Source organism: Cognatishimia activa, assembly GCF_026016445.1.
Lineage (GTDB): Bacteria > Pseudomonadota > Alphaproteobacteria > Rhodobacterales > Rhodobacteraceae > Cognatishimia > Cognatishimia activa_B.
In genome coordinates, this window is record NZ_CP096147.1 from 1419735 (window position 1) to 1438646 (window position 18912).

The following is an 18912-nucleotide window of genomic DNA, read 5'->3' on the forward strand; positions in this document are numbered from 1 at the left end:
TCCGAACAAATCTTTCGTTTTCAATAGCGTCGTTGCAATAAATGAAAAAGTCAAGCAAATGCCCCTAGGTAAGCGCCTCTAATCGTGCAACCTCCCTCCGCAGCCCTTCTGTCAGCGCACTCGCTATGCGATTATGGCGTTCCAGCCTCTTATCGTCTTCGTGGCGCAGTAGATAAAAGGCACGTTTCAGCGAAAACTGGTCGGGTAGAACTTTGCGCACGCCAGGTAAGGCCGGCAACGAAAAGTCGTGCACAATCCCAACCCCTGCCCCCTGCCTGATCCAATTGGCCTGCACAGAAACCGAGTTTGACGACAGGTCCGGCGCCGCGATGCCGATTTCCCCCAGATAGTCGACTTCTTTGGAATAGATCATATCCATGATGTAACCAACGATCCGGTGCTCCTTCAGCATGGCCACCTCCCTGATCGATGGATGGCGTTCCAAATAGGCCTCGGCGGCGGCAAGGCTGAGTTTGTAATCAGTGATCTTTTGCACCATCAAACGCCCCGTGTCTGGGCGGCTCACGGTGATTGCAAAATCTGCTTCGCGCTTGGACAGGCTAAACAGACGCGGCAAAGCCACGATTTGGATTTCCAAATCTGGATTGTTGCGGGAAATCTCTGCACAAACCTGTGGCAGCAGGTAGTTGGCCGCCCCATCCGGCGCACCAATTCGGATCTGACCACTCAGCCCGCCCTCCTGCCCGCTCATGGCCTCATCGGCCATTTGCATGGATTGTTCAGCTTTCTGAGCGTGTTCCAGCAGGCGTTCCCCCATATCGGTTAAGGCATATCCTGTCGGAGACTTCACAAAGAGCGGCGCGTCATAGCTGGTTTCCAACCGCGCGATCCGACGCCCAACCGTCGCCGGGTCCATTCGCAGACGCTTACCCGCTCGCGACAGGCTTTCATCACGCGCGACCGCCAGAAACACACGTACATCATCCCAAAGAGGTTGCATCACACACCTTTGCATTTTTGCAAAATCAATTTGAGATACTGCGCCTTCTACGAAAGAAATTGCAAGACTAAACTGCGGGCAACATTATCCATGGAGATTCTCATGCAAGAGCTCACTCACCTGATCAACGGCGAAAAAGTTGCTGGCACGTCTGGTCGTTTCGCAGAAGCACGCAACCCTGCAACAGGTGAGGTCATCACCAAAGTGCCTTTGGCCACCAAAGACGAGCTGGATGCAGCCGTGGCAAAGGCGGCGGAAGCCCAAAAGGAATGGGCGAAAGTAAACCCTCAGAAACGCGCGCGCGTTTTCATGAAGTTTGGCGCTCTGATCAATGAATACATGGATGAGCTCGCCGAAATTCTTTCCAAAGAACACGGCAAGACAATCCCTGATGCCAAAGGCGACATTCAGCGTGGTCTGGAAGTGGTCGAGGTCTGCATGGGTGCCCCTGCCATGATGAAGGGCGAATTCACTGGCGATGCAGGTCCGGGCATTGATCTCTACTCCATCCGTCAGCCTCTGGGTGTTGTGGCGGGTATCACGCCGTTCAACTTTCCTGCGATGATCCCTCTGTGGAAGATGTCCCCAGCGATTGCTTGCGGCAACGCGATCATCCTGAAGCCATCTGAGCGCACACCAAACACGGCAAACCGTCTCGCAGAGATTTTCAAGGAAGCTGGTCTTCCAGATGGCGTGCTACAGGTTGTGCATGGCGACAAAGAATGTGTCGACGCGATCCTGGATAACGAGACCATTCAGGCGGTTGGCTTTGTTGGTTCGACCCCAATTGCGCAATACATCTATGGCCGCGCGGCGACCAACGGCAAACGTGCCCAGTGTTTTGGTGGTGCGAAAAACCACATGATCATCATGCCAGACGCCGACATCGAAAAAGCCGCAGACGCTCTGGTTGGTGCAGGCTTTGGTGCGGCAGGTGAACGCTGTATGGCAATTTCCGTGGCCGTGCCGGTTGGCAAAGAAACGGCTGACAGGCTGATCGACAAGATGCTGCCAAAAATCGAAGCGCTGAAGGTCGCGCCATACACCGGCGGAGACGACGTCGACTTTGGCCCGGTCATCACTGCACAATCCAAAGATCGCATCGAAGGTCTGATCTCTTCTGGTGTCGAGCAAGGCGCAAAAATTCTGACCGACGGCCGTGGCCTGTCAATCCAGGGTTATGAAGATGGCTATTTCGTTGGCCCGACCCTATTTGACGACGTGACCCCAGACATGGACATCTACAAAGAAGAAATCTTTGGCCCGGTTCTGTCTGTTGTGCGTGAAGACAACTACGAAGATGCGCTGAAACTGGTGGTCGAAAACGACTATGGCAATGGCACGGCGATTTATACAGCAGATGGCGATGTGGCCCGTGATTTTGTAAACCGCGTGAACGTTGGCATGGTGGGCGTGAACTTCCCGATCCCAGTGCCCCTGTCCTACTATTCCTTCGGTGGCTGGAAGAAATCAGGCTTTGGCGATCTGGACCAATACGGGCCAGATGCCTTCAAGTTCTATACCAAGACCAAAAAAGTCTCTTCCCGCTGGTTCTCTGGCATCAAAGATGGCGTTGCTTTGAACTTCAAAGCGATGGATTGATCCAACCAATGTATGAATTTGAAAGGTCCGCCACTGAGCGGGCCTTTTTGCCATATCGGCAACAGTCAATTTCCCGCATAGGTTGTAATTTCACTTCACAACCTGTGGATAACGTGGTTAGAATATATTAAGCCTCTGAATAGCATACTGAATTCGGAACAACGACTGCGTGTATTGAGACAATCCTTATGCCAACTTCAACCTGTGCAATCCCCGAAGCCAACCTACTGTTCGCGCGATGTTACGGGCACATTGCCCCTGAAGATGTGATTGGATGGGATATTGAAACCAAAATCGCGTCCTCAGAAGACGGTCAGCTCAATGCATTGGTAGATCTATCGGACATCACAGGCACCGATATGACATTTGATGACATCAATACGATCCATGGAAAACTGGTGCGTCATTACCAACCGAGGAATCAGAAGCTGCTTTTGATCCTCTATGCACCAGATGACCTGGCCTTTGGCATGACACGTATCATGCAGTCGTTGTCAGGCATGACCGATCATATTGACGTTCAAATCTTCCGAGAAAGCGAAAGTTTGGCTGAGTATTTGCCAGCACTAAACCAGAGCTTGCAAGATCTGCGCAGTAAGGCTCTGGAGCAGGGTTCACGCTGTTCGGCCTAAAATTTGCACTCCGCAATTTAGGAACAAATCGGACCTACTTGCTTGCACCTCCCTGCCATCCCTGACTTACTGGTCAAAAATAAGATCAATAAGACGCGGACAGTGGAGGATTTATGCCCGTTAAAGCCCCTGATTTCACCATAGGTGTTGAAGAAGAATACCTGTTGGTCGACAAAGATTCCTTTGATTTGGCCCCTGCCCCAGCAGCATTGATGGAAGAATGCCAAGCAGAGTTGCAAGGCCAGGTCAGCCCGGAATTTCTTGATTGTCAGATTGAAATCGGAACCACGGTTTGCCAGACGGTTGGTGACGCGCGCGAGGACTTGAAACGCCTGCGCAGCACCGTCGCACGCGTTGCAGCCAAGCATAACCTTGCTCCGATCGCCAGTTCTTGCCACCCGTTCAGTGATTGGCGTCGGCAACGCCACACAGACAAAGACCGTTACAATCAACTGTCCAACACGCTGGGGGGCGTGGCGCGTCGGATGTTGATTTGCGGCATGCACGTACATGTTGGCATCGAAAGCCGCGAAATGCGCATCGATATCATGAACCAGCTAAGTTATTTCCTGCCGCACCTACTGGCCCTTTCCGGGTCTTCCCCATTCTGGCAAGGCGATGACACCGGGCTTTCTTGCTATCGATTGACGGTATTTGACAACCTGCCACGCACTGGACTGCCGCAAGTGATGGACAGTTGGGGGCAATGGGAACGGTCTGTTGAAGCCCTGCGCATGTTGGGTGTGATCGAAGACAGCTCGAAAATCTGGTGGGATCTTCGACCCTCAAGCAAATTCCCCACGCTTGAAACACGCATTTGCGATGTCTCCCCCAGGTTGGAAACAACGCTTTCGCTCGCGGCCCTCAATCAGGCATTGGCGCGCATGCTTTATCGTCTGCAGACCCAAAACCAGCGCTGGCGCCTCTATGACAGTTTCCTGATCAAAGAAAACCGTTGGCGCGCGCAACGCTATGGCACAACAGAAGGATTGATCGACTTTGGCCGCCGCGAAATTACCCCTTTGGCGGATCTTATCCGCGAGTTGCAAGAATTGGTCGCAGAAGATTCAGAGCTGTTTGAAAGCAAGGCTGAAATTGAAAACGCGATCAAGATCGCTGAAAACGGAAACGCAGCCCAAGATCAACGCAAGGTTTTACAGGCATCGCTGGATGCGGGGAAAGACCAGGAAGAGGCTATGCGCGATGTAGTGAAATTCCTGACGGAAGAGTTTCACGCCGACCTCTGATTAATGAGCCAAACCGGCCCATTTTCACGCCAAAATCGTCGCGTTCAGAAAAGGACGCAACGTCGCTAACCTATTTAAGTCCTGACACATTCTCGAAAGAAAGTTATTATAAGAACAACTGTTCATTTACGACTGGTAGACTTTCTGGGAGACGCCTCATGGACTTCGCTCTGACCGAAGAACAAACGCTGATTTTCGACATGGCCAAGAGCTTTGGTGAAGAGCATATCGCGCCATTTGCTCAGCAATGGGAGCGCGACGGCACCATGCCAAAAGACCTTTGGCCAAAACTGGCAGAACTGGGTTTTGGTGGGCTCTATGTCTCTGAAGAATTTGGCGGGTCTGGCCTTTCACGCCTAGACGCAACTCTGGTCTTTGAAGCGCTCGCCATGGCCTGCCCTGCGGTGGGGTCTTTCCTGTCAATCCACAACATGTGCGGCGGCATGATCGATAAATTTGGCTCTGAAGAGCTGAAGCAACGCGTTCTTCCGGGCCTCTGCTCGATGGAGAAGGTCTACTCATACTGCCTGACGGAACCGGGCAGCGGATCAGACGCAGCAGCCTTGAAAACCCGCGCGGAGAAAACCAACGACGGCTATGTGCTCAATGGCACCAAGGCATTCATTTCCGGAGGCTCTTATTCAGACGCCTATGTTGTTATGTGCCGGTCTGGAGAGGATGGCCCTAAAGGCATCTCCACCGTGATTGTTGATGATGGCACCGATGGGCTTTCTTTTGGCGCGCTGGAACACAAGATGGGGTGGAAAGCGCAGCCCACCTCGCAGGTGCAATTTGACGATTGCAAAGTGCCGCTTGAGAACCTCGTTGGTGACGAAGGTCGCGGTTTCTCCTACGCCATGGCCGGCCTTGATGGCGGGCGCCTGAACATTTCTGCCGGCGCCCTGGGCGGTGCTCAGCAAGCCCTTGATCAGACAGTGCAATATATGTCCGAACGCAAGGCCTTTGGCCGTTCGATTGATCAATTCCAAGCCCTGCAATTCCGCCTCGCAGAATATGAAACTAAGTTACAAGCAGCGCGTATCTTCCTGCGTCAGGCGGCCTGGAAACTGGATAACAAAGATTTTGAGGCCACCAAGTTCTGCGCCATGGCCAAGCTGATGGTCACCGATGTGGCCTTTGAAGTCGCCAATGGCTGTCTTCAACTACATGGTGGCTACGGTTACCTTGCAGACTACGGTGTCGAAAAAATCGTCCGCGATCTACGCGTGCACCAGATTTTGGAAGGCACCAACGAGATCATGCGCCTGATCGTGGCGCGTCAGCTCATCGCTTCTTAAGCCACTCAGAAGGCACTCTAAAATGAGCGATATCAATATTCGCAAGGTTGGAAAAACCGGCCGTATCACGTTCACCCGACCTAAGGCGTTAAATGCGCTGAGCTATCAGATGTGCCTCGCCGTCGAAGACGCGCTGGATGCCTGGGCAGACGATGACGACGTGAAAATGATTGTCATCGACGCGGAAGGTGATCGCGCCTTCTGTGCAGGTGGCGACATTGGCGACCTATATGAAGCTGGCGTCAAAGCTGATTTCGCATATGGCCAGAAATTCTGGGCCGATGAATACCGCATGAATGCCAAGATGTTTGAATTCCCCAAACCTGTTGCTGCCTTCATGCAGGGCTTCACCATGGGGGGCGGCGTTGGCGTTGGTGGCCATGCGTCACATCGCGTTGTTGGGGACAGCAGCCAGATATCGATGCCTGAATGCGGAATCGGCTTGGTGCCGGATGTGGGCGGCAGCTACATCCTTGCCAATGCGCCGGGACAGACAGGTGTTTATCTCGGTCTGACCGCTGGTCGCATGGACGCTGCAGATGCAATCCACGCCGGTTTCGCGGATTACTATATTCCGGAGGCCGACTGGCCAAAACTCATCGCCCATCTGGAAGAAAGCGGAGATTATGCCCTGATTGATGCGGCAGCTCAAACGCCTGCAGAGAGCAGACTTGTCGCCAATCAGACACAGATCGACGCCCATTTTGCTGGTACTCGCCTCAGCGATATCCTCACCTCGCTGCAACATGATGACAGCGAGTTTGCCGCGCAAACCCTGAAATCCATGTCGCGGAACTCTCCGCTCTCCATGGCCTGCACTGTGGTTCTGATCCAACGCAATCGCGCCTTTGACAGCATCCGCCCAGCCCTGCAGCAGGAATATCGCTTTACCTATCGTGCCGTAGAGCATGCTGATTTCATTGAAGGTATCCGCGCGGCCATCATCGACAAAGACCGCAATCCGCAGTGGGCTTACACTCTGGACGACCTTCCCTCGCTGAAGGTCACCGAGATGTTGATGCCGCTTGGCGATGCACAACTGACTTTTGAGAAGGGAGAGTAAGCCATGAAGATCGGGTTTATCGGATTAGGCAATATGGGCGGCCCAATGGCGGCCAATCTCGCCAAAGCAGGCCATGACGTCACCGGCTTTGACATGGCAGATGTCAGCATCGAGGGCGTGACTATGGCGGACACCGGTGCAGAGGCGGCCGCCGGCGCAGATGTCGTTATCACCATGCTGCCAAACGGGAAAATCCTGCGCTCTGTCGCCAATGAAATCATCCCGGTAATGTCCAAAGACGCAGCACTTGTGGATTGCTCGACTGTAGATGTGGACAGCGCAAAGGCGGTTGCGCAGCAGGCTGAAGCCGCGGGGCTTCTCTCTGTCGATGCTCCGGTCTCTGGAGGTGTCGGCGGGGCCGCAGGCGGCACTTTGACGTTTATGGCAGGCGGCAGTTCGGCGGCATTCGCCAAGGCAGAGCCGCTCTTTGACATCATGGGTCAGAAAGCCGTGCATTGCGGAGAGGCCGGCGCTGGTCAGTCTGCCAAAATCTGCAACAATATGATCCTCGGCGTCACGATGATTGCCACCTGCGAAGCCTTTGCTTTGGCGGACAAATTAGGGCTCGACCGTCAGAAGATGTTTGACGTGGTCAGCACCTCATCGGGCTACAGCTGGACCATGAACGCCTATTGCCCTGCCCCAGGCGTCGGGCCACAAAGCCCATCGGACAATGGTTACCAACCGGGCTTTGCTGCAGAGCTGATGTTGAAAGACCTACGATTGTCGCAGCAGGCCGCAGAATCTGCAGATGCCGATACCCCCATGGGGGAAATGGCCAGCAAGCTCTATGAGCAATTCGTTGAAAATGAAGACGGTCTGGGAATGGATTTTTCGGCCATGCTGCTGCGTTTTGAAAAACGCGGTCGCGGTTGATCCATATCATATTCCGAACAGGGAATGTGAAATAAGCAAGCATCACCAACTCTAGAAAGGACTTGATGATGCTTGCAAAAAACATTGGCATGATAGACCGTGCGTTCCGCCTAATTCTCGGTGCAATACTGATCTTGGGGGCGGTGCGCGAAGGCCATCTTTGGATGTGGATTGGTGTGGTGCCTCTGATCACCGGATTGATCAGCAGTTGCCCGCTCTATTCTCTCTTCGGTATCAACACCTGCAAAAAGAGCTGACCCGCGCGCACAGGGCTTTTTCAGAAGCAAAGCATTCCGGCAGAAATCGCGACCTGAAAACTGAGCACATCAGCCGCTGACACATTTTCGGGTCCGCGGCGTGATGCTCCTCAAAGAGGAGATAGAACCTCTAACCCTGCTCTACCATTGCAAAAATTGCGCGTCGGGTGTCTTCATCAGCTGGGAAGAAGAGTTCAATCCGTAACTCTGACATAGCAACATCCTCGATGCCTCCGAACTGCGCAATGGTTGAAAAGAACGACAGGCAGGTATCGCCAACCTGATAGATCGCAGGAATGATTGTCGATATCCCCGTTGGTGCAACCTCTTCGGATTGCACGTTTGCCTGAAGTTGTGCAATCGCCGCTTCAAGCACGGGGTCACGACCGAAATGTGCGAGTTCCGTGCGCAGACGCGACAACATCAAGCGCTCGACCTCCTCAAGATTGATCAATGCACTGCGAAGTCCATGATCCCCCAGAAATGCAGTCAATAGACTGTCCCCAGCCTTTAGCCCAACCCCAGAAAACAGCATCTCAGCAGGCCGATTGAGGGCTTCGAGTTGCCAGTGCCTGTCCACTGCAATCGCCGGGTATGGTGCGTGCTGGCTTAACGTCCAGTCCACAGCCTGTTTGAGCGGTGCCATATCAGCTTCATTCAGAGAGCGACTATCATAGACTGCCGCCAAACCTGCGGAAATCAGCAGCTGGTTCCGCGCGCCCCTCGGCATATCCAACTCTTCGCTAAGCCTCAGGATCATCCCTCGACTGGGCCGAGAGCGCCCTGTCTCCAGAAAGGAAATGTGTCGCGCAGAGACACCAGCTGACAGTGCAAGCTCAAGCTGACTCATCCGGCGGATCTGTCGCCATTCTTTCAGTATTTCACCAAATACTTCCTGCATATCGCCTCCACGATTTCCACCACTCTAGTGCATTGGAGTTCCAAAACCACTTACCTTGCAGGTAATTGTTTTGCTGATGTGATTTCGAGAAACCTGCGCGCATTCCAAGTGTGAGCAGAGGAACATCACATGACATTAGAGACTTCCATCCGCGTTCTCAGGTCTGCCTGTATAGGCACCACACTCTACGCGATCGCATTGATTTTTGGGCTTTTTCTTCCGCCTTTTGCGGCGTTCAACAACTTCTTTGCAGACATCGCACATCTGCCAATGGACGGTGAACAGACCATTGAAACACCGACCGAGCGGCTCTTTCTAGCCATCTTTGCAGGGCTGATGCTGGGCTTCGCGGGCTTCGTTTGGCAAATTACGACGCATGTCTTTTCCAAGAACCCCAACCTTGGGGCTAAAATCATGATCCCAGCAGTTCTGGCCTGGTATATCCCAGATGGCATCGGGTCCCTGATCGCAGGCGCATGGTTCAACGTCGTGATGAACACATTCTTCCTCGGCCTGTTCCTCCTCCCCGTTATACTCGTTCACAAACCCGCGCAGAGCGCGCGCGCTGCATAAATTCACCTTTGCATAAATACTCCGGGGAGTCGCCGCAGGCGGCGGGGCAGAGCCCCTACTCCGCTGCCACCCGTGTCGCGTTCAGCATCTCTTTCAAGTAGCGCCCAGTATGGCTGCGCGGAGACTGCGCCACCTCTTCCGGCGTGCCTTCAGCGACAACTTCACCACCACCGTCACCGCCTTCCGGGCCAATATCGATGATGTGATCTGCGGTTTTCACCACATCCAGATTGTGTTCAATTACAATCACGGTATTGCCTTGCTCCACCAATTCATGCAGCACTTCCAATAGCTTACGCACATCTTCAAAGTGCAAACCAGTGGTTGGTTCATCCAGGATATAAAGCGTGCGGCCCGTCGAGCGTTTCGCCAGTTCCTTGGAAAGCTTCACCCGTTGCGCCTCACCACCTGAGAGCGTCGTCGCCTGCTGGCCAACCTTAATATAGTCAAGCCCCACACGGCTCAGAGCCTCCATCTTATCGCGGATCGACGGCACGGCCTTGAAGAACTCCTTCGCGTCCTCAACGGTCATATCCAACACGTCAGCGATGCTCTTACCCTTGAACTTGATCTCCAAAGTCTCGCGGTTGTAGCGCGCACCGTTACAGGTTTCACACTGCACATAGACATCCGGCAGGAAGTGCATCTCAATCTTGATGACACCATCACCCTGACAGGCTTCACAGCGCCCGCCTTTGACGTTGAACGAGAAACGCCCCGGCTTATAGCCACGTGTTTTGGCCTCTGGCAGCCCGGCAAACCAATCACGGATCGGAGTGAAGGCACCGGTATAAGTCGCTGGGTTCGACCTTGGTGTGCGCCCAATCGGACGTTGGTCGATATCGATGACCTTATCCAGATGCTCCAGTCCTTTGATGGTCTCACAAGGTGCAGGGGTCTGTCGCGCACCATTGAGGCGCATGGAAGCGGTTTTGAACAGGGTTTCAATGGTCAGCGTAGATTTACCGCCACCTGAAACACCGGTTACGCAGACAAATTTGCCCAGCGGGAAATCAACGGTCACATTTTTCAGGTTGTTCCCTGTCGCCTTCACAACGGTCAGTTTCTTGCCGTTGCCTTCGCGGCGCTCCAGCGGAACGCTGATTTCTCGCGTGCCAGAGAGGTACTGCCCCGTTATCGAGCCCGCATCTGCCGTGATCTCGGCAGGCGTTCCTTTTGACACGACCTGACCACCATGCACACCAGCCCCTGGCCCAATGTCAAAAACGTAATCCGCCTCGCGGATCGCCTCTTCATCGTGTTCAACCACGATAACCGTATTGCCCTGATCGCGCAGGTTCTTCAGCGTGCCCAGCAGACGGTCATTGTCGCGCTGGTGCAGACCAATCGATGGCTCATCAAGCACATAAAGAACGCCGGTCAGGCCAGAACCGATCTGGCTGGCCAGACGGATGCGTTGGCTTTCCCCGCCAGACAGGGTGCCACTTGAACGTGACAACGTAAGGTATTCCAAACCAACGTTATTTAGGAATCCAAGCCGCTCTGAAATCTCTTTAATGATCGCTCGCGCAATCTCTTGTTTCTGAGGTGTCAGGCTTTCGTGCACCGAAGCCATCCAATCCGCAGCTTCGCGGATCGACATTTCCACGACTTGACCGACATGCATACCCGCAATCTTAACCGCCAGCGCCTCTTCCCTCAGACGATAGCCGCTGCAGGCCCCGCATGGACGGTTGTTCTGATAGCGTTCAAATTCCTCTCGGATCCAGTTGGAATCCGTCTCACGATAGCGCCGCTCCATATTTGGAATGACACCTTCAAAGACCCGCGTGACTTCGTAGACACGGCCACCTTCATCATAGCGGAATGGGATTTCCTCTTCACCAGAACCATAGAGAAAGACCTGCTGCACGTGTTTCGGCAAGTCCTTCCAAGAGGTGTTCTTGTCAAACTCGTAGTGCTTCGCAATTGCCTCAATAGTCTGCAGGAAATATGGAGATTTCCCCTTCCGCCAAGGCGCCAATGCACCGTCATAAATTTTCAAAGTCGCATCAGGCACCACGAGTTTTTCGTCGAAAAACAACTCCTTACCCAGACCGTCACATTCCGGGCAAGCCCCGAATGGCGCGTTGAATGAGAAGAGACGTGGCTCGATTTCAGGAATGGTAAACCCAGATACAGGGCACGCGAAGTTTTCAGAAAAGGTGATACGTTCCGGGTCGCCTTCTTTCGGTGCGGTTTCCAGCACGGCAATGCCATCGGCCAGATCAAGCGCTGTGCGCAGGCTGTCCGCCAGTCGGGTTTCCAGCCCTTCCCGGATCACAATCCGGTCCACCACCACATCGATGTCGTGGCGGTATTTCTTGTCCAATGTCGGCGGCGTATCGAGCTCATAGAACTCGCCATCCACTTTCACCCGCTGAAAGCCCTGTTTGCGCAGTTCCAGGAATTCTTTTCTGTATTCGCCTTTGCGATCCCGCACGATTGGGGCCAGCAAATAGCCGCGCGTGCCCTCCTCCAGCGTCATCACACGGTCAACCATGTCCTGCACTTGCTGGGCTTCGATGGGCAGACCAGTTGCTGGGGAATACGGTGTCCCGACCCGCGCAAACAACAGGCGCATGTAGTCATAAATCTCTGTGACCGTGCCGACAGTCGAGCGTGGATTTTTGGAGGTTGTTTTCTGCTCAATCGAGATCGCAGGGCTGAGACCCGCAATGTGATCGACGTCAGGTTTCTCCATCATGTCAAGGAATTGGCGGGCATATGCGCTGAGGCTTTCCACATAGCGGCGCTGGCCTTCGGCGTAGATCGTATCAAAGGCCAAAGACGACTTCCCGGAGCCAGAGAGCCCTGTGATCACCACCAGCTGATCGCGCGGAATATCCACGTCGATGGACTTCAAATTATGCTCGCGCGCGCCGCGCACCTCGATGTTTTTTAGCTCAGCCATACGGGCCCCCAAATGCAGCCCTTCACAAATAGGTCGATGGGCCTGAGTCTCCAATAGCAAATAGTGAACAAAATATGAACACCTTATTGAATTCTATAGAGTCGTTCCCTGAACTAAATGGAATCTCAAGTAAGAAATATAGGTATGCTAGAATTTGGGTGCTTAGCTGTCAGATTTTGACAGCAGTTTGAGGGGAGATCGATTGACTTAAGCTACGCGGACAAACCTGACGTGAGCCTTATCGACTGGAATGATGGTTTTAAAGTTGTTGGCCCGGAAGCTTCAGGGCTTGGTGAACCCAGCGCATAAGTTGCTCTTTATCGAGGGCCTCATCCTCGCGAATATCCAGATACCGTGTGCCCTCTACCTTGGATGCTTTCGGCGGTGCTGGATCAAGCGATGTCCCGGTCAAAAAAGTGATCTGGACGTAGTTTTTGTAGCAGTACATCGCTAGAAACCAACCATCCTCTTTGCCATAGAATGGCGTGTTCCAACGAACCTGTTTGCGTACCTCAGGGAAGGCCCTTACGACGGTTGCGTCGATTTCCTTACCAAGCGCGCTTTTCCAACCGAGCATCGCCGATATATACGTCTGTACGACTTCGTTGCCATCACCCTTTGGGACATAAGGGTTCGTGCAGGAGGAATGTGTGGGCTTTTTCTTGTTGGTCATAAGATGAGCGTACCATGAGCAAGTTTGAAAACCGACTCTCGGTTCCAGGTGCATTCCTCAAGTCGGGCTCAAAGCAGGCACTCGACCGAGAACTACGATAACACGCTTGTCGCGGTATTACATTACCTTGAAGTTACAAAGGAAATGCTCACGCCTTCCGCCCCAAGGCCCAAGCCACAATTGGGAAATTCCGGTCGTTTTCCAGATTATCCTTTTCATTGTCATATTCTGGCGGCCATTCCGCCTCCAGATTACGCATGGCGGCCTCGCGGTTACCCCACTGGGCGGAACGCACCTGATCTTCGGCGAAACCTGCTTCGACCAATAGGTTCGCCAAGCCACGCGCGGACCAGCGAGAGCAATCCTGCGGCGCGGCGTGATATGGGATATGAAACGGCACAGCGAGCCAGAAATACCCACCGGGACGCAGCATTTCCATCACGTGTTTGGTGGCGGCATAGGGGCGATCCAGATGCTCCCAGACCTGATTGGCGAGGATGAGGTCGTATTTCAGCACCTCACCATCCAGATAGCGTACAGGCCCTTTGCAGATATCATGCGCCGGGAATTTGTATTGCACATAGGACTTGGTCTTGAGGTTCATGCCCCATTGGCCGGAAATCTCTGCGACATCCATGTCTTGAACGCCGATCTCCTCCATCATGCGACGGCTACGGCGGTTCATAATGATCCGGTTCAGGCTGGGCATCTGCTCTCGTCCTTAAAAGGGCTTCTGGTTAAATATGCAGCGCCCGATCGTAGGCATCGAGCACGCTTTCGTGCATCATTTCAGAAAGCGTTGGGTGCGGGAAGACTGTTTCCATCAAATCTTCTTCCGTTGTCTCCAGCTGACGCCCGACGACGTAGCCCTGGATCATCTCAGTCACCTCAGCACCGATCATATGCGCGCCCAGTAATTCGCCGGTTTTGGCGTCAAAGACAGTTTTCACCATACCCTCTGGTTCGCCCAAAGCGATGGCCTTGCCGTTGCCAATGAATGGGAAGCGACCCACTTTGATGTCATAGCCAGCTTCTTTGGCTTTGGCCTCTGTCAGACCCACAGAGGCGACCTGCGGATGGCAATAGGTACAGCCTGCAATGCTTTCTGGCTTCACCGCGTGGGGTTTTCCGCCAGCGATGAGTTCAGCGATCATAACTCCCTCATGGGAGGCTTTATGGGCCAGCCATGGCGCGCCTGCGACGTCGCCGATGGCATAGAGCCCGTCCACGCCCGTGCGACAGTATTCATCCGTCACAACATGCGTGCGGTCGATCTTCACGCCAAGCGCCTCAAGACCCAGACCTTCGACATTGCCCACAATACCGACTGCGGAAATCACGCTGTCAAAATCATGTTTGGTGACCTTGCCACCCACTTCGATATGCGCCGTCACCTTGCCTTTTGCGCGATCCAGTTGTTTGACCATGGCTTTCTCCATGATCGTCATGCCCTGTTTCTGGAAGGCCTTCTTCGCAAAGCCTGAAATCTCGGCATCTTCCACTGGCAGGATGCGATCCATGACTTCGACAACGGTCGTGTCAGCGCCAAGCGTGTTGTAGAAGCTCGCAAATTCGATACCGATCGCACCAGAGCCAATCACCAAAAGCTTCTTCGGCATGCGTGGCGGTTGCAGCGCGTGTTTGTAGGTCCAGACCAGATCACCATCCGCCTCCAACCCCGGCAGCTCCCGCGCCCGCGCTCCGGTTGCCACAACGATATGTTTAGAGGTCAGCTCTTCGGTGCCTTTGTCGGTTTTGACAGAGACCTTGCCTTTTGCAGGAATGGTCGCCTCGCCCATGAAGGTCGTGACCTTGTTCTTTTTCATCAGATGGCCGATGCCAGAGTTCAGCTGCTTGGCCACCCCGCGAGAACGTTTCACCACCGCATCAAGGTCATAAGAGATATTGTCCGCGCTCAATCCGTAGTCTTTAGCGTGGTTCATCAGATGGAAGACTTCAGAGGAACGCAGCAGCGCCTTTGTTGGGATACAGCCCCAGTTCAGGCAGATCCCCCCCATGTGTTCCCGTTCAATGATCGCAACCTTCAGCCCCAGCTGCGCCCCACGGATCGCCGCCACATAGCCGCCCGGCCCTGCTCCAATCACAATCATATCAAAGGATTTTGCGGCCATGATGCTCTCCCAGTTAAAGCTTTTCATGAACCTTACGAAGCCTCACGCGAAGTGCAACGAGGTTTTTTCCTGGGCGCACGCTTCAAGCATGGGTTTGAAACCTCAGGCTTCGATTTTCATGGGAAGCACTGGGCCCCAATCTGACGCGATCACGTCGCCAAATATCTGAAAGCCAACTTTCTGATAAACAGCGATCGCAACCGTATTTTTCGGGTCAGGATCGGTTGCAACCACGGGAACGCCTTCTTTGAACAGCGTTTGCACATGTTGGGTGATCAAAGCACTGCCGTGTCCAAGGCCAATCTTGTCGGGTTCACCAATGTACTGATCAATGCCGCGCGCACCCTTTGGAAGGTGGGCGAAGTAGTGATCAAAATCCCAGCCCTGCACCGCGTAATCCTGAATATAGGCGAAGGGTTTGTTATCCTGACAGACCAGCCAGCGCCTCACCAAGGGATGTGCAAGTTCTTCTTCATCGAGTTTTTCGTCATCCCCCCACCATTTGCGCACATGCGGACGCTGGCGCCAGCTGTCAATGAGGCCAAAGTCATCTGGGGTCACAGAGCGAAACTGATATGGTGATTGATCGATGATAGGATGCCTTCCATCTCAAAATGTTGGGCTAAGAATCTGAGCTCACGTTTGAGATAAAGCAACAAAAAACCCGCGCCATGGGCACGGGTTTTCTAAAACGAAGAGCTGCTGGTTTATGCGGCCTCAAGCTGACGCACAGTTTCGCCGTAGCCACCTTTGTTCAGATACTCTTTTTCTGCCTGTGTGGAGCGGCGATCCAGATCAGAGTTGCGATGTGGGAAGCGGCCAAACATGCGGATCACTTCGCGATGCGCGCGTGCGTGCAAGAGATTGCCTTCGGCGTCGTCCAGTCGCTCTTTTATCAAACGAACACAACGGTCCTGATCACAGAGGTTTTCTGAGTGCATCAGCGGCATATAGAAGAACATGCGCGCCGGCTGATCAATTTTGAGATCCCATTTCTTGGTGATCGCGGTTTTCGCAGCCGCTAAGGCGCGTCGATCAGAGGCAAATGACTGCCCATCTCCGCGGAACATATTGCGAGAAAACTGATCCATCAGAATGATATATGCGAGGGAGCCGCTTGGGTATGTCAGCCACTGTCCTAGGCCACCCTTCATCGCGCTTTCCCAAGTGCTCAGAAACCTTGTCCGAATGGTTTCGTCCAACGCATCAGATGCTACGTACCAATCTTTTGGCTCCACCTCATCAAGCCAAAAATTGAGTATCTCTTCAGGCCCTGCCATAGCCCTTACTCCTCTTCAGAGACATCATAGTGTTACAAAAACGTTACGCATGAAATTACAGGACATAAAAGTCATTTTTTGCTTCAAAACCGACATTTACCTCTCATTGTCGCTTTCTTGAGCTTCCTCGGCGACAATTTGGGCCACTTCAAATGCGACCGGAGATGATGTTGGCGCTATCGGCGTATAACTTGACGTATCGTCGACAGATGGCGCTGGACGTCGAGCCATTCGGTAGAAGGCATATAAAGCGAGAATCGCCATCAAGCCGGACATATATCCAAAATAGGCAACCGGTCCGAAAACTCCCATCAGCCAACCGATTGCAATCGGGCCGACGATGGCGCCGAGCCCATTGATGAACAAAAGACTACCAGAGGTGCCAGCCATTTCTTCCAGTGAGACGAAATCATTCGTGTGGGCCAAAAGCAGCGAATAAAGCGGGTTGGCTGTGCCTCCCAGAACAAAGGCTGCGACCAGCAGGAATTCAAAGGATTCCAGATAAATTGCCCCGGCCAAACCACCAAATACCGCAACAACGGCAACCAACATGATCAAAACGCGCCGATCCATGCGATCTGACAGCCAACCAATCGGGAATTGTGTGGCGGTCGCACCGACATAGATCGCTGCAACAAACATCGCAATCTGCGTAACGTTCAGGCCGATTTCAGTGCCAAAAACAGCTGCCATGCCGAATTGCGCAGCGAACATCCCACCCAGCAGGAAGATGCCGACAAACCCCAAAGGAGAGACGCGCCAGAGATCAATGAAGCTCATGTTCTTGGATTGCTCAAAGGCAGGTGTCGGGGTGATCGACAGAAGAATTGGCGCAAATGAAATTGAGATTAGAACGGAGGGGATCACAAAGAGTACGAAGCCAGATGGATCACCAAGCAGCAGGATACCCTGCGCAGCAATTACGCCGAGCATCTGAACAATCATGTAAAACGACAATGCCTGCCCGCGCGTTTCATTGCTTGCCGCATTGTTCAGCCAACCCTCGGCGGTGACGTAAACGCCAGAGAAACAGAAGCCAATTATGATCCTGATCACCACCCAGGCCCACGGGTCAGAGACCACCGGGAAGAGGATCAGACAGGCCGAAATAAATGAGGCCAGAGCCGCAAAGACCCGCACGTGTCCAACGCGGCGGATCATCTCTGGAGTCAGTTTGGAACCGCCCAGAAAGCCTACGAAATAGGCCGACATCACATAGGACATCTCGGTGGTTGAAAACCCCTCGATCTCGCCCCGGATCCCCAGCAGGGTGCCGTGCATGCCGTTGCCCAGCATCAGCAGCAAAATCCCAAGCAACAAAGCCCAGGCACCGGACAGGAATTGGCCCATTAACGTCTCTCCAGAACAAAACTATGAATCACTACTGCAGCGGATTATTGATTCCGCCAAGCATGAAAATCCTACGTCTCAAAAATTGGCGCTATTTTGGCAGCAAAAGCGATGAATCGCCGTAGGAGAAAAACCGGTAGTTGTTTTCGATCGCATGCGCGTAGATCTCACGCACCCGTCCCTGTCCCATCAAAGCTGAAACCAGCATCATCAAAGTGGACTTCGGCAGGTGGAAGTTTGTCATCAGCGCATCAGTGACCTGAAATTCAAACCCCGGATAAATGAAGATATCCGTCTCCCCTTCCCAGGGTTGGATTACTCCATCACGAGCCGCACTTTCGATCAAACGCAGCGCAGTTGTGCCCACCGGAATGACCCGGCCGCCTTTGGACTTGGTCTCAGCGATCTCAGCCGCAGCAGCCTCGCTGACCCGCCCCCATTCGGCGTGCATTTTATGGGTTGTGACGTCATCGACCTTCACCGGCAAGAACGTACCTGCGCCCACATGCAGAGTTACATGGCTGAACTCCACGCCCATGTCGCTGAGTTTTTGCAGCAGATCTTCGTCAAAATGCAAAGATGCTGTCGGCGCTGCCACGGCGCCAGAATGACGCGCAAAAACAGTCTGATAGTCTGTTTTGTCCTGTTCATCCGCCGTGCGTTTTGCTGCGATATAAGGAGGCAAAGGCATCGCGCCAGAGGCTTGAAGTGCAGCTTCGAACGCATCGCCATCAGCATCAAAGCGCAGGATCGCCTGACCATCTTCTTTGCTTTCCAGAATGGCGGAGAAATCACCTGAAAAATGAATGACCTCACCTTCCTGAATCTTCTTCAGAGGCTTAATCAAAGCACCCCATTGCCCTTCGCCTTTCGGCTCCAGCAGCGTGACTTCAATCTTGGCTTTTACAGGGCCTTGTGCGCTATCACGATGGCGATAACCGGTTAGCCGTGCCGGGATGACCTTGGTGTCATTGAGAACAAGACGATCGCCAGGGCGAAAGAACCGCGTAATGTCATGCACCCGCGCATCCGTGATCTCACTGGATGTCGCGACCAGCAGCTTCGCAGAAGTGCGTGGCTTTGCTGGCCGGGTCGCAATCAAGTGATCTGGCAGGTCAAAATCAAAGTCAGAAAGCTGCATTACATCCGGTCC

18 protein-coding genes are annotated in these 18912 nt (G+C 53.4%); 8 read left to right on the top strand and 10 right to left on the bottom strand.

Annotated features, from left to right (window positions below):
- Positions 1-64: 64 nt before the first annotated feature.
- A complete protein-coding gene (locus M0D42_RS07025) occupies positions 65-961 on the bottom strand; it encodes a LysR family transcriptional regulator (RefSeq protein WP_265020878.1) in 897 nt (298 codons plus the stop codon).
- A gap of 102 nt (positions 962-1063) precedes the next feature.
- Between M0D42_RS07025 and M0D42_RS07030 the strand changes: the two genes are divergently transcribed.
- The 7 genes from M0D42_RS07030 to M0D42_RS07060 all read left to right on the top strand — a co-directional run bounded on the left by M0D42_RS07030 (position 1064) and on the right by M0D42_RS07060 (position 7936).
- Positions 1064-2563, top strand: coding sequence for a CoA-acylating methylmalonate-semialdehyde dehydrogenase (locus M0D42_RS07030; RefSeq protein WP_265020879.1), 1500 nt, complete (start codon positions 1064-1066; stop codon positions 2561-2563).
- 188 nt (positions 2564-2751) lie between these two features.
- Positions 2752-3195, top strand: a complete 444-nt coding sequence (locus M0D42_RS07035; protein ID WP_265020880.1) for a hypothetical protein — start codon at positions 2752-2754, stop codon at positions 3193-3195.
- A gap of 113 nt (positions 3196-3308) precedes the next feature.
- Entirely contained in the window at positions 3309-4442 is a 1134-nt protein-coding gene (locus M0D42_RS07040; protein WP_265020881.1) for a carboxylate-amine ligase, read from the top strand.
- 158 nt (positions 4443-4600) lie between these two features.
- On the top strand, positions 4601-5740 hold the full coding sequence (locus M0D42_RS07045; RefSeq protein WP_265020882.1) for an acyl-CoA dehydrogenase family protein: 1140 nt from the start codon (positions 4601-4603) through the stop codon (positions 5738-5740).
- A gap of 22 nt (positions 5741-5762) precedes the next feature.
- Positions 5763-6803, top strand: a complete 1041-nt coding sequence (locus M0D42_RS07050) for an enoyl-CoA hydratase/isomerase family protein (protein ID WP_265020883.1) — start codon at positions 5763-5765, stop codon at positions 6801-6803.
- 3 nt (positions 6804-6806) lie between these two features.
- The gene (mmsB, locus tag M0D42_RS07055; protein ID WP_265020884.1) at positions 6807-7679 is read left to right on the top strand and encodes a 3-hydroxyisobutyrate dehydrogenase; all 873 of its coding nucleotides are present in this window, start codon (positions 6807-6809) and stop codon (positions 7677-7679) included.
- Between the two features lie 68 nt (positions 7680-7747).
- Positions 7748-7936, top strand: coding sequence for a YgaP family membrane protein (locus M0D42_RS07060; protein ID WP_265020885.1), 189 nt, complete (start codon positions 7748-7750; stop codon positions 7934-7936).
- Between the two features lie 130 nt (positions 7937-8066).
- On the opposite strand, the gene M0D42_RS07065 is transcribed toward M0D42_RS07060, so the two are convergent.
- Positions 8067-8837 (bottom strand): helix-turn-helix transcriptional regulator, encoded by a 771-nt coding sequence (locus M0D42_RS07065; protein ID WP_265020886.1) that lies wholly within the window; start codon positions 8835-8837, stop codon positions 8067-8069.
- A 129-nt stretch (positions 8838-8966) separates the two neighbouring features.
- Here M0D42_RS07065 and M0D42_RS07070 point away from each other — a divergent pair, with 129 nt between their 5' ends.
- The gene (locus M0D42_RS07070; RefSeq protein WP_265020887.1) at positions 8967-9410 is read left to right on the top strand and encodes an excinuclease ABC subunit A; all 444 of its coding nucleotides are present in this window, start codon (positions 8967-8969) and stop codon (positions 9408-9410) included.
- Positions 9411-9465: 55 nt separating this feature from the next.
- On the opposite strand, the gene uvrA is transcribed toward M0D42_RS07070, so the two are convergent.
- The 8 genes from uvrA to queA form a co-directional block, all read right to left on the bottom strand.
- The gene (gene uvrA, locus M0D42_RS07075) at positions 9466-12324 is read right to left on the bottom strand and encodes an excinuclease ABC subunit UvrA (protein WP_265020888.1); all 2859 of its coding nucleotides are present in this window, start codon (positions 12322-12324) and stop codon (positions 9466-9468) included.
- 259 nt (positions 12325-12583) lie between these two features.
- Positions 12584-12997: a DUF1801 domain-containing protein gene (locus tag M0D42_RS07080; RefSeq protein ID WP_265020889.1), complete on the bottom strand. Its 414-nt coding sequence runs from the start codon at positions 12995-12997 to the stop codon at positions 12584-12586.
- 148 nt (positions 12998-13145) lie between these two features.
- Positions 13146-13706, bottom strand: a complete 561-nt coding sequence (locus M0D42_RS07085) for a class I SAM-dependent methyltransferase (RefSeq protein ID WP_265020890.1) — start codon at positions 13704-13706, stop codon at positions 13146-13148.
- Between the two features lie 28 nt (positions 13707-13734).
- On the bottom strand, positions 13735-15129 hold the full coding sequence (gene lpdA, locus M0D42_RS07090; protein ID WP_265020891.1) for a dihydrolipoyl dehydrogenase: 1395 nt from the start codon (positions 15127-15129) through the stop codon (positions 13735-13737).
- Between the two features lie 102 nt (positions 15130-15231).
- Complete coding sequence (locus M0D42_RS07095; protein ID WP_265020892.1) at positions 15232-15690, bottom strand: acetyltransferase; 459 nt, start codon at positions 15688-15690, stop codon at positions 15232-15234.
- Positions 15691-15836: 146 nt separating this feature from the next.
- A complete protein-coding gene (locus M0D42_RS07100) occupies positions 15837-16409 on the bottom strand; it encodes a DUF924 family protein (protein WP_265020893.1) in 573 nt (190 codons plus the stop codon).
- A 96-nt stretch (positions 16410-16505) separates the two neighbouring features.
- Complete coding sequence (locus tag M0D42_RS07105) at positions 16506-17759, bottom strand: MFS transporter (protein ID WP_265020894.1); 1254 nt, start codon at positions 17757-17759, stop codon at positions 16506-16508.
- A gap of 91 nt (positions 17760-17850) precedes the next feature.
- Positions 17851-18900, bottom strand: coding sequence for a tRNA preQ1(34) S-adenosylmethionine ribosyltransferase-isomerase QueA (queA, locus tag M0D42_RS07110; RefSeq protein ID WP_265020895.1), 1050 nt, complete (start codon positions 18898-18900; stop codon positions 17851-17853).
- Positions 18901-18912: the final 12 nt, after the last annotated feature.

Bases quoted from the DNA above. Each gene is read 5' to 3' on its own strand.
- M0D42_RS07065 (WP_265020886.1), bottom strand. From the start codon at position 8,837: ATGCAGGAAGTATTTGGTGAAATACTGAAAGAATGGCGACAGATCCGC.
- M0D42_RS07100 (WP_265020893.1), bottom strand. From the start codon at position 16,409: ATGGCAGGGCCTGAAGAGATACTCAATTTTTGGCTTGATGAGGTGGAG.
- M0D42_RS07025 (WP_265020878.1), bottom strand. From the start codon at position 961: ATGCAACCTCTTTGGGATGATGTACGTGTGTTTCTGGCGGTCGCGCGT.
- M0D42_RS07045 (WP_265020882.1), top strand. From the start codon at position 4,601: ATGGACTTCGCTCTGACCGAAGAACAAACGCTGATTTTCGACATGGCC.
- M0D42_RS07050 (WP_265020883.1), top strand. From the start codon at position 5,763: ATGAGCGATATCAATATTCGCAAGGTTGGAAAAACCGGCCGTATCACG.
- M0D42_RS07085 (WP_265020890.1), bottom strand. From the start codon at position 13,706: ATGCCCAGCCTGAACCGGATCATTATGAACCGCCGTAGCCGTCGCATG.
- queA (WP_265020895.1), bottom strand. From the start codon at position 18,900: ATGCAGCTTTCTGACTTTGATTTTGACCTGCCAGATCACTTGATTGCG.
- M0D42_RS07040 (WP_265020881.1), top strand. From the start codon at position 3,309: ATGCCCGTTAAAGCCCCTGATTTCACCATAGGTGTTGAAGAAGAATAC.
- M0D42_RS07060 (WP_265020885.1), top strand. From the start codon at position 7,748: ATGCTTGCAAAAAACATTGGCATGATAGACCGTGCGTTCCGCCTAATT.
- M0D42_RS07035 (WP_265020880.1), top strand. From the start codon at position 2,752: ATGCCAACTTCAACCTGTGCAATCCCCGAAGCCAACCTACTGTTCGCG.
- mmsB (WP_265020884.1), top strand. From the start codon at position 6,807: ATGAAGATCGGGTTTATCGGATTAGGCAATATGGGCGGCCCAATGGCG.
- lpdA (WP_265020891.1), bottom strand. From the start codon at position 15,129: ATGGCCGCAAAATCCTTTGATATGATTGTGATTGGAGCAGGGCCGGGC.
- M0D42_RS07070 (WP_265020887.1), top strand. From the start codon at position 8,967: ATGACATTAGAGACTTCCATCCGCGTTCTCAGGTCTGCCTGTATAGGC.
- M0D42_RS07030 (WP_265020879.1), top strand. From the start codon at position 1,064: ATGCAAGAGCTCACTCACCTGATCAACGGCGAAAAAGTTGCTGGCACG.
- uvrA (WP_265020888.1), bottom strand. From the start codon at position 12,324: ATGGCTGAGCTAAAAAACATCGAGGTGCGCGGCGCGCGCGAGCATAAT.
- M0D42_RS07105 (WP_265020894.1), bottom strand. From the start codon at position 17,759: ATGGGCCAATTCCTGTCCGGTGCCTGGGCTTTGTTGCTTGGGATTTTG.
- M0D42_RS07080 (WP_265020889.1), bottom strand. From the start codon at position 12,997: ATGACCAACAAGAAAAAGCCCACACATTCCTCCTGCACGAACCCTTAT.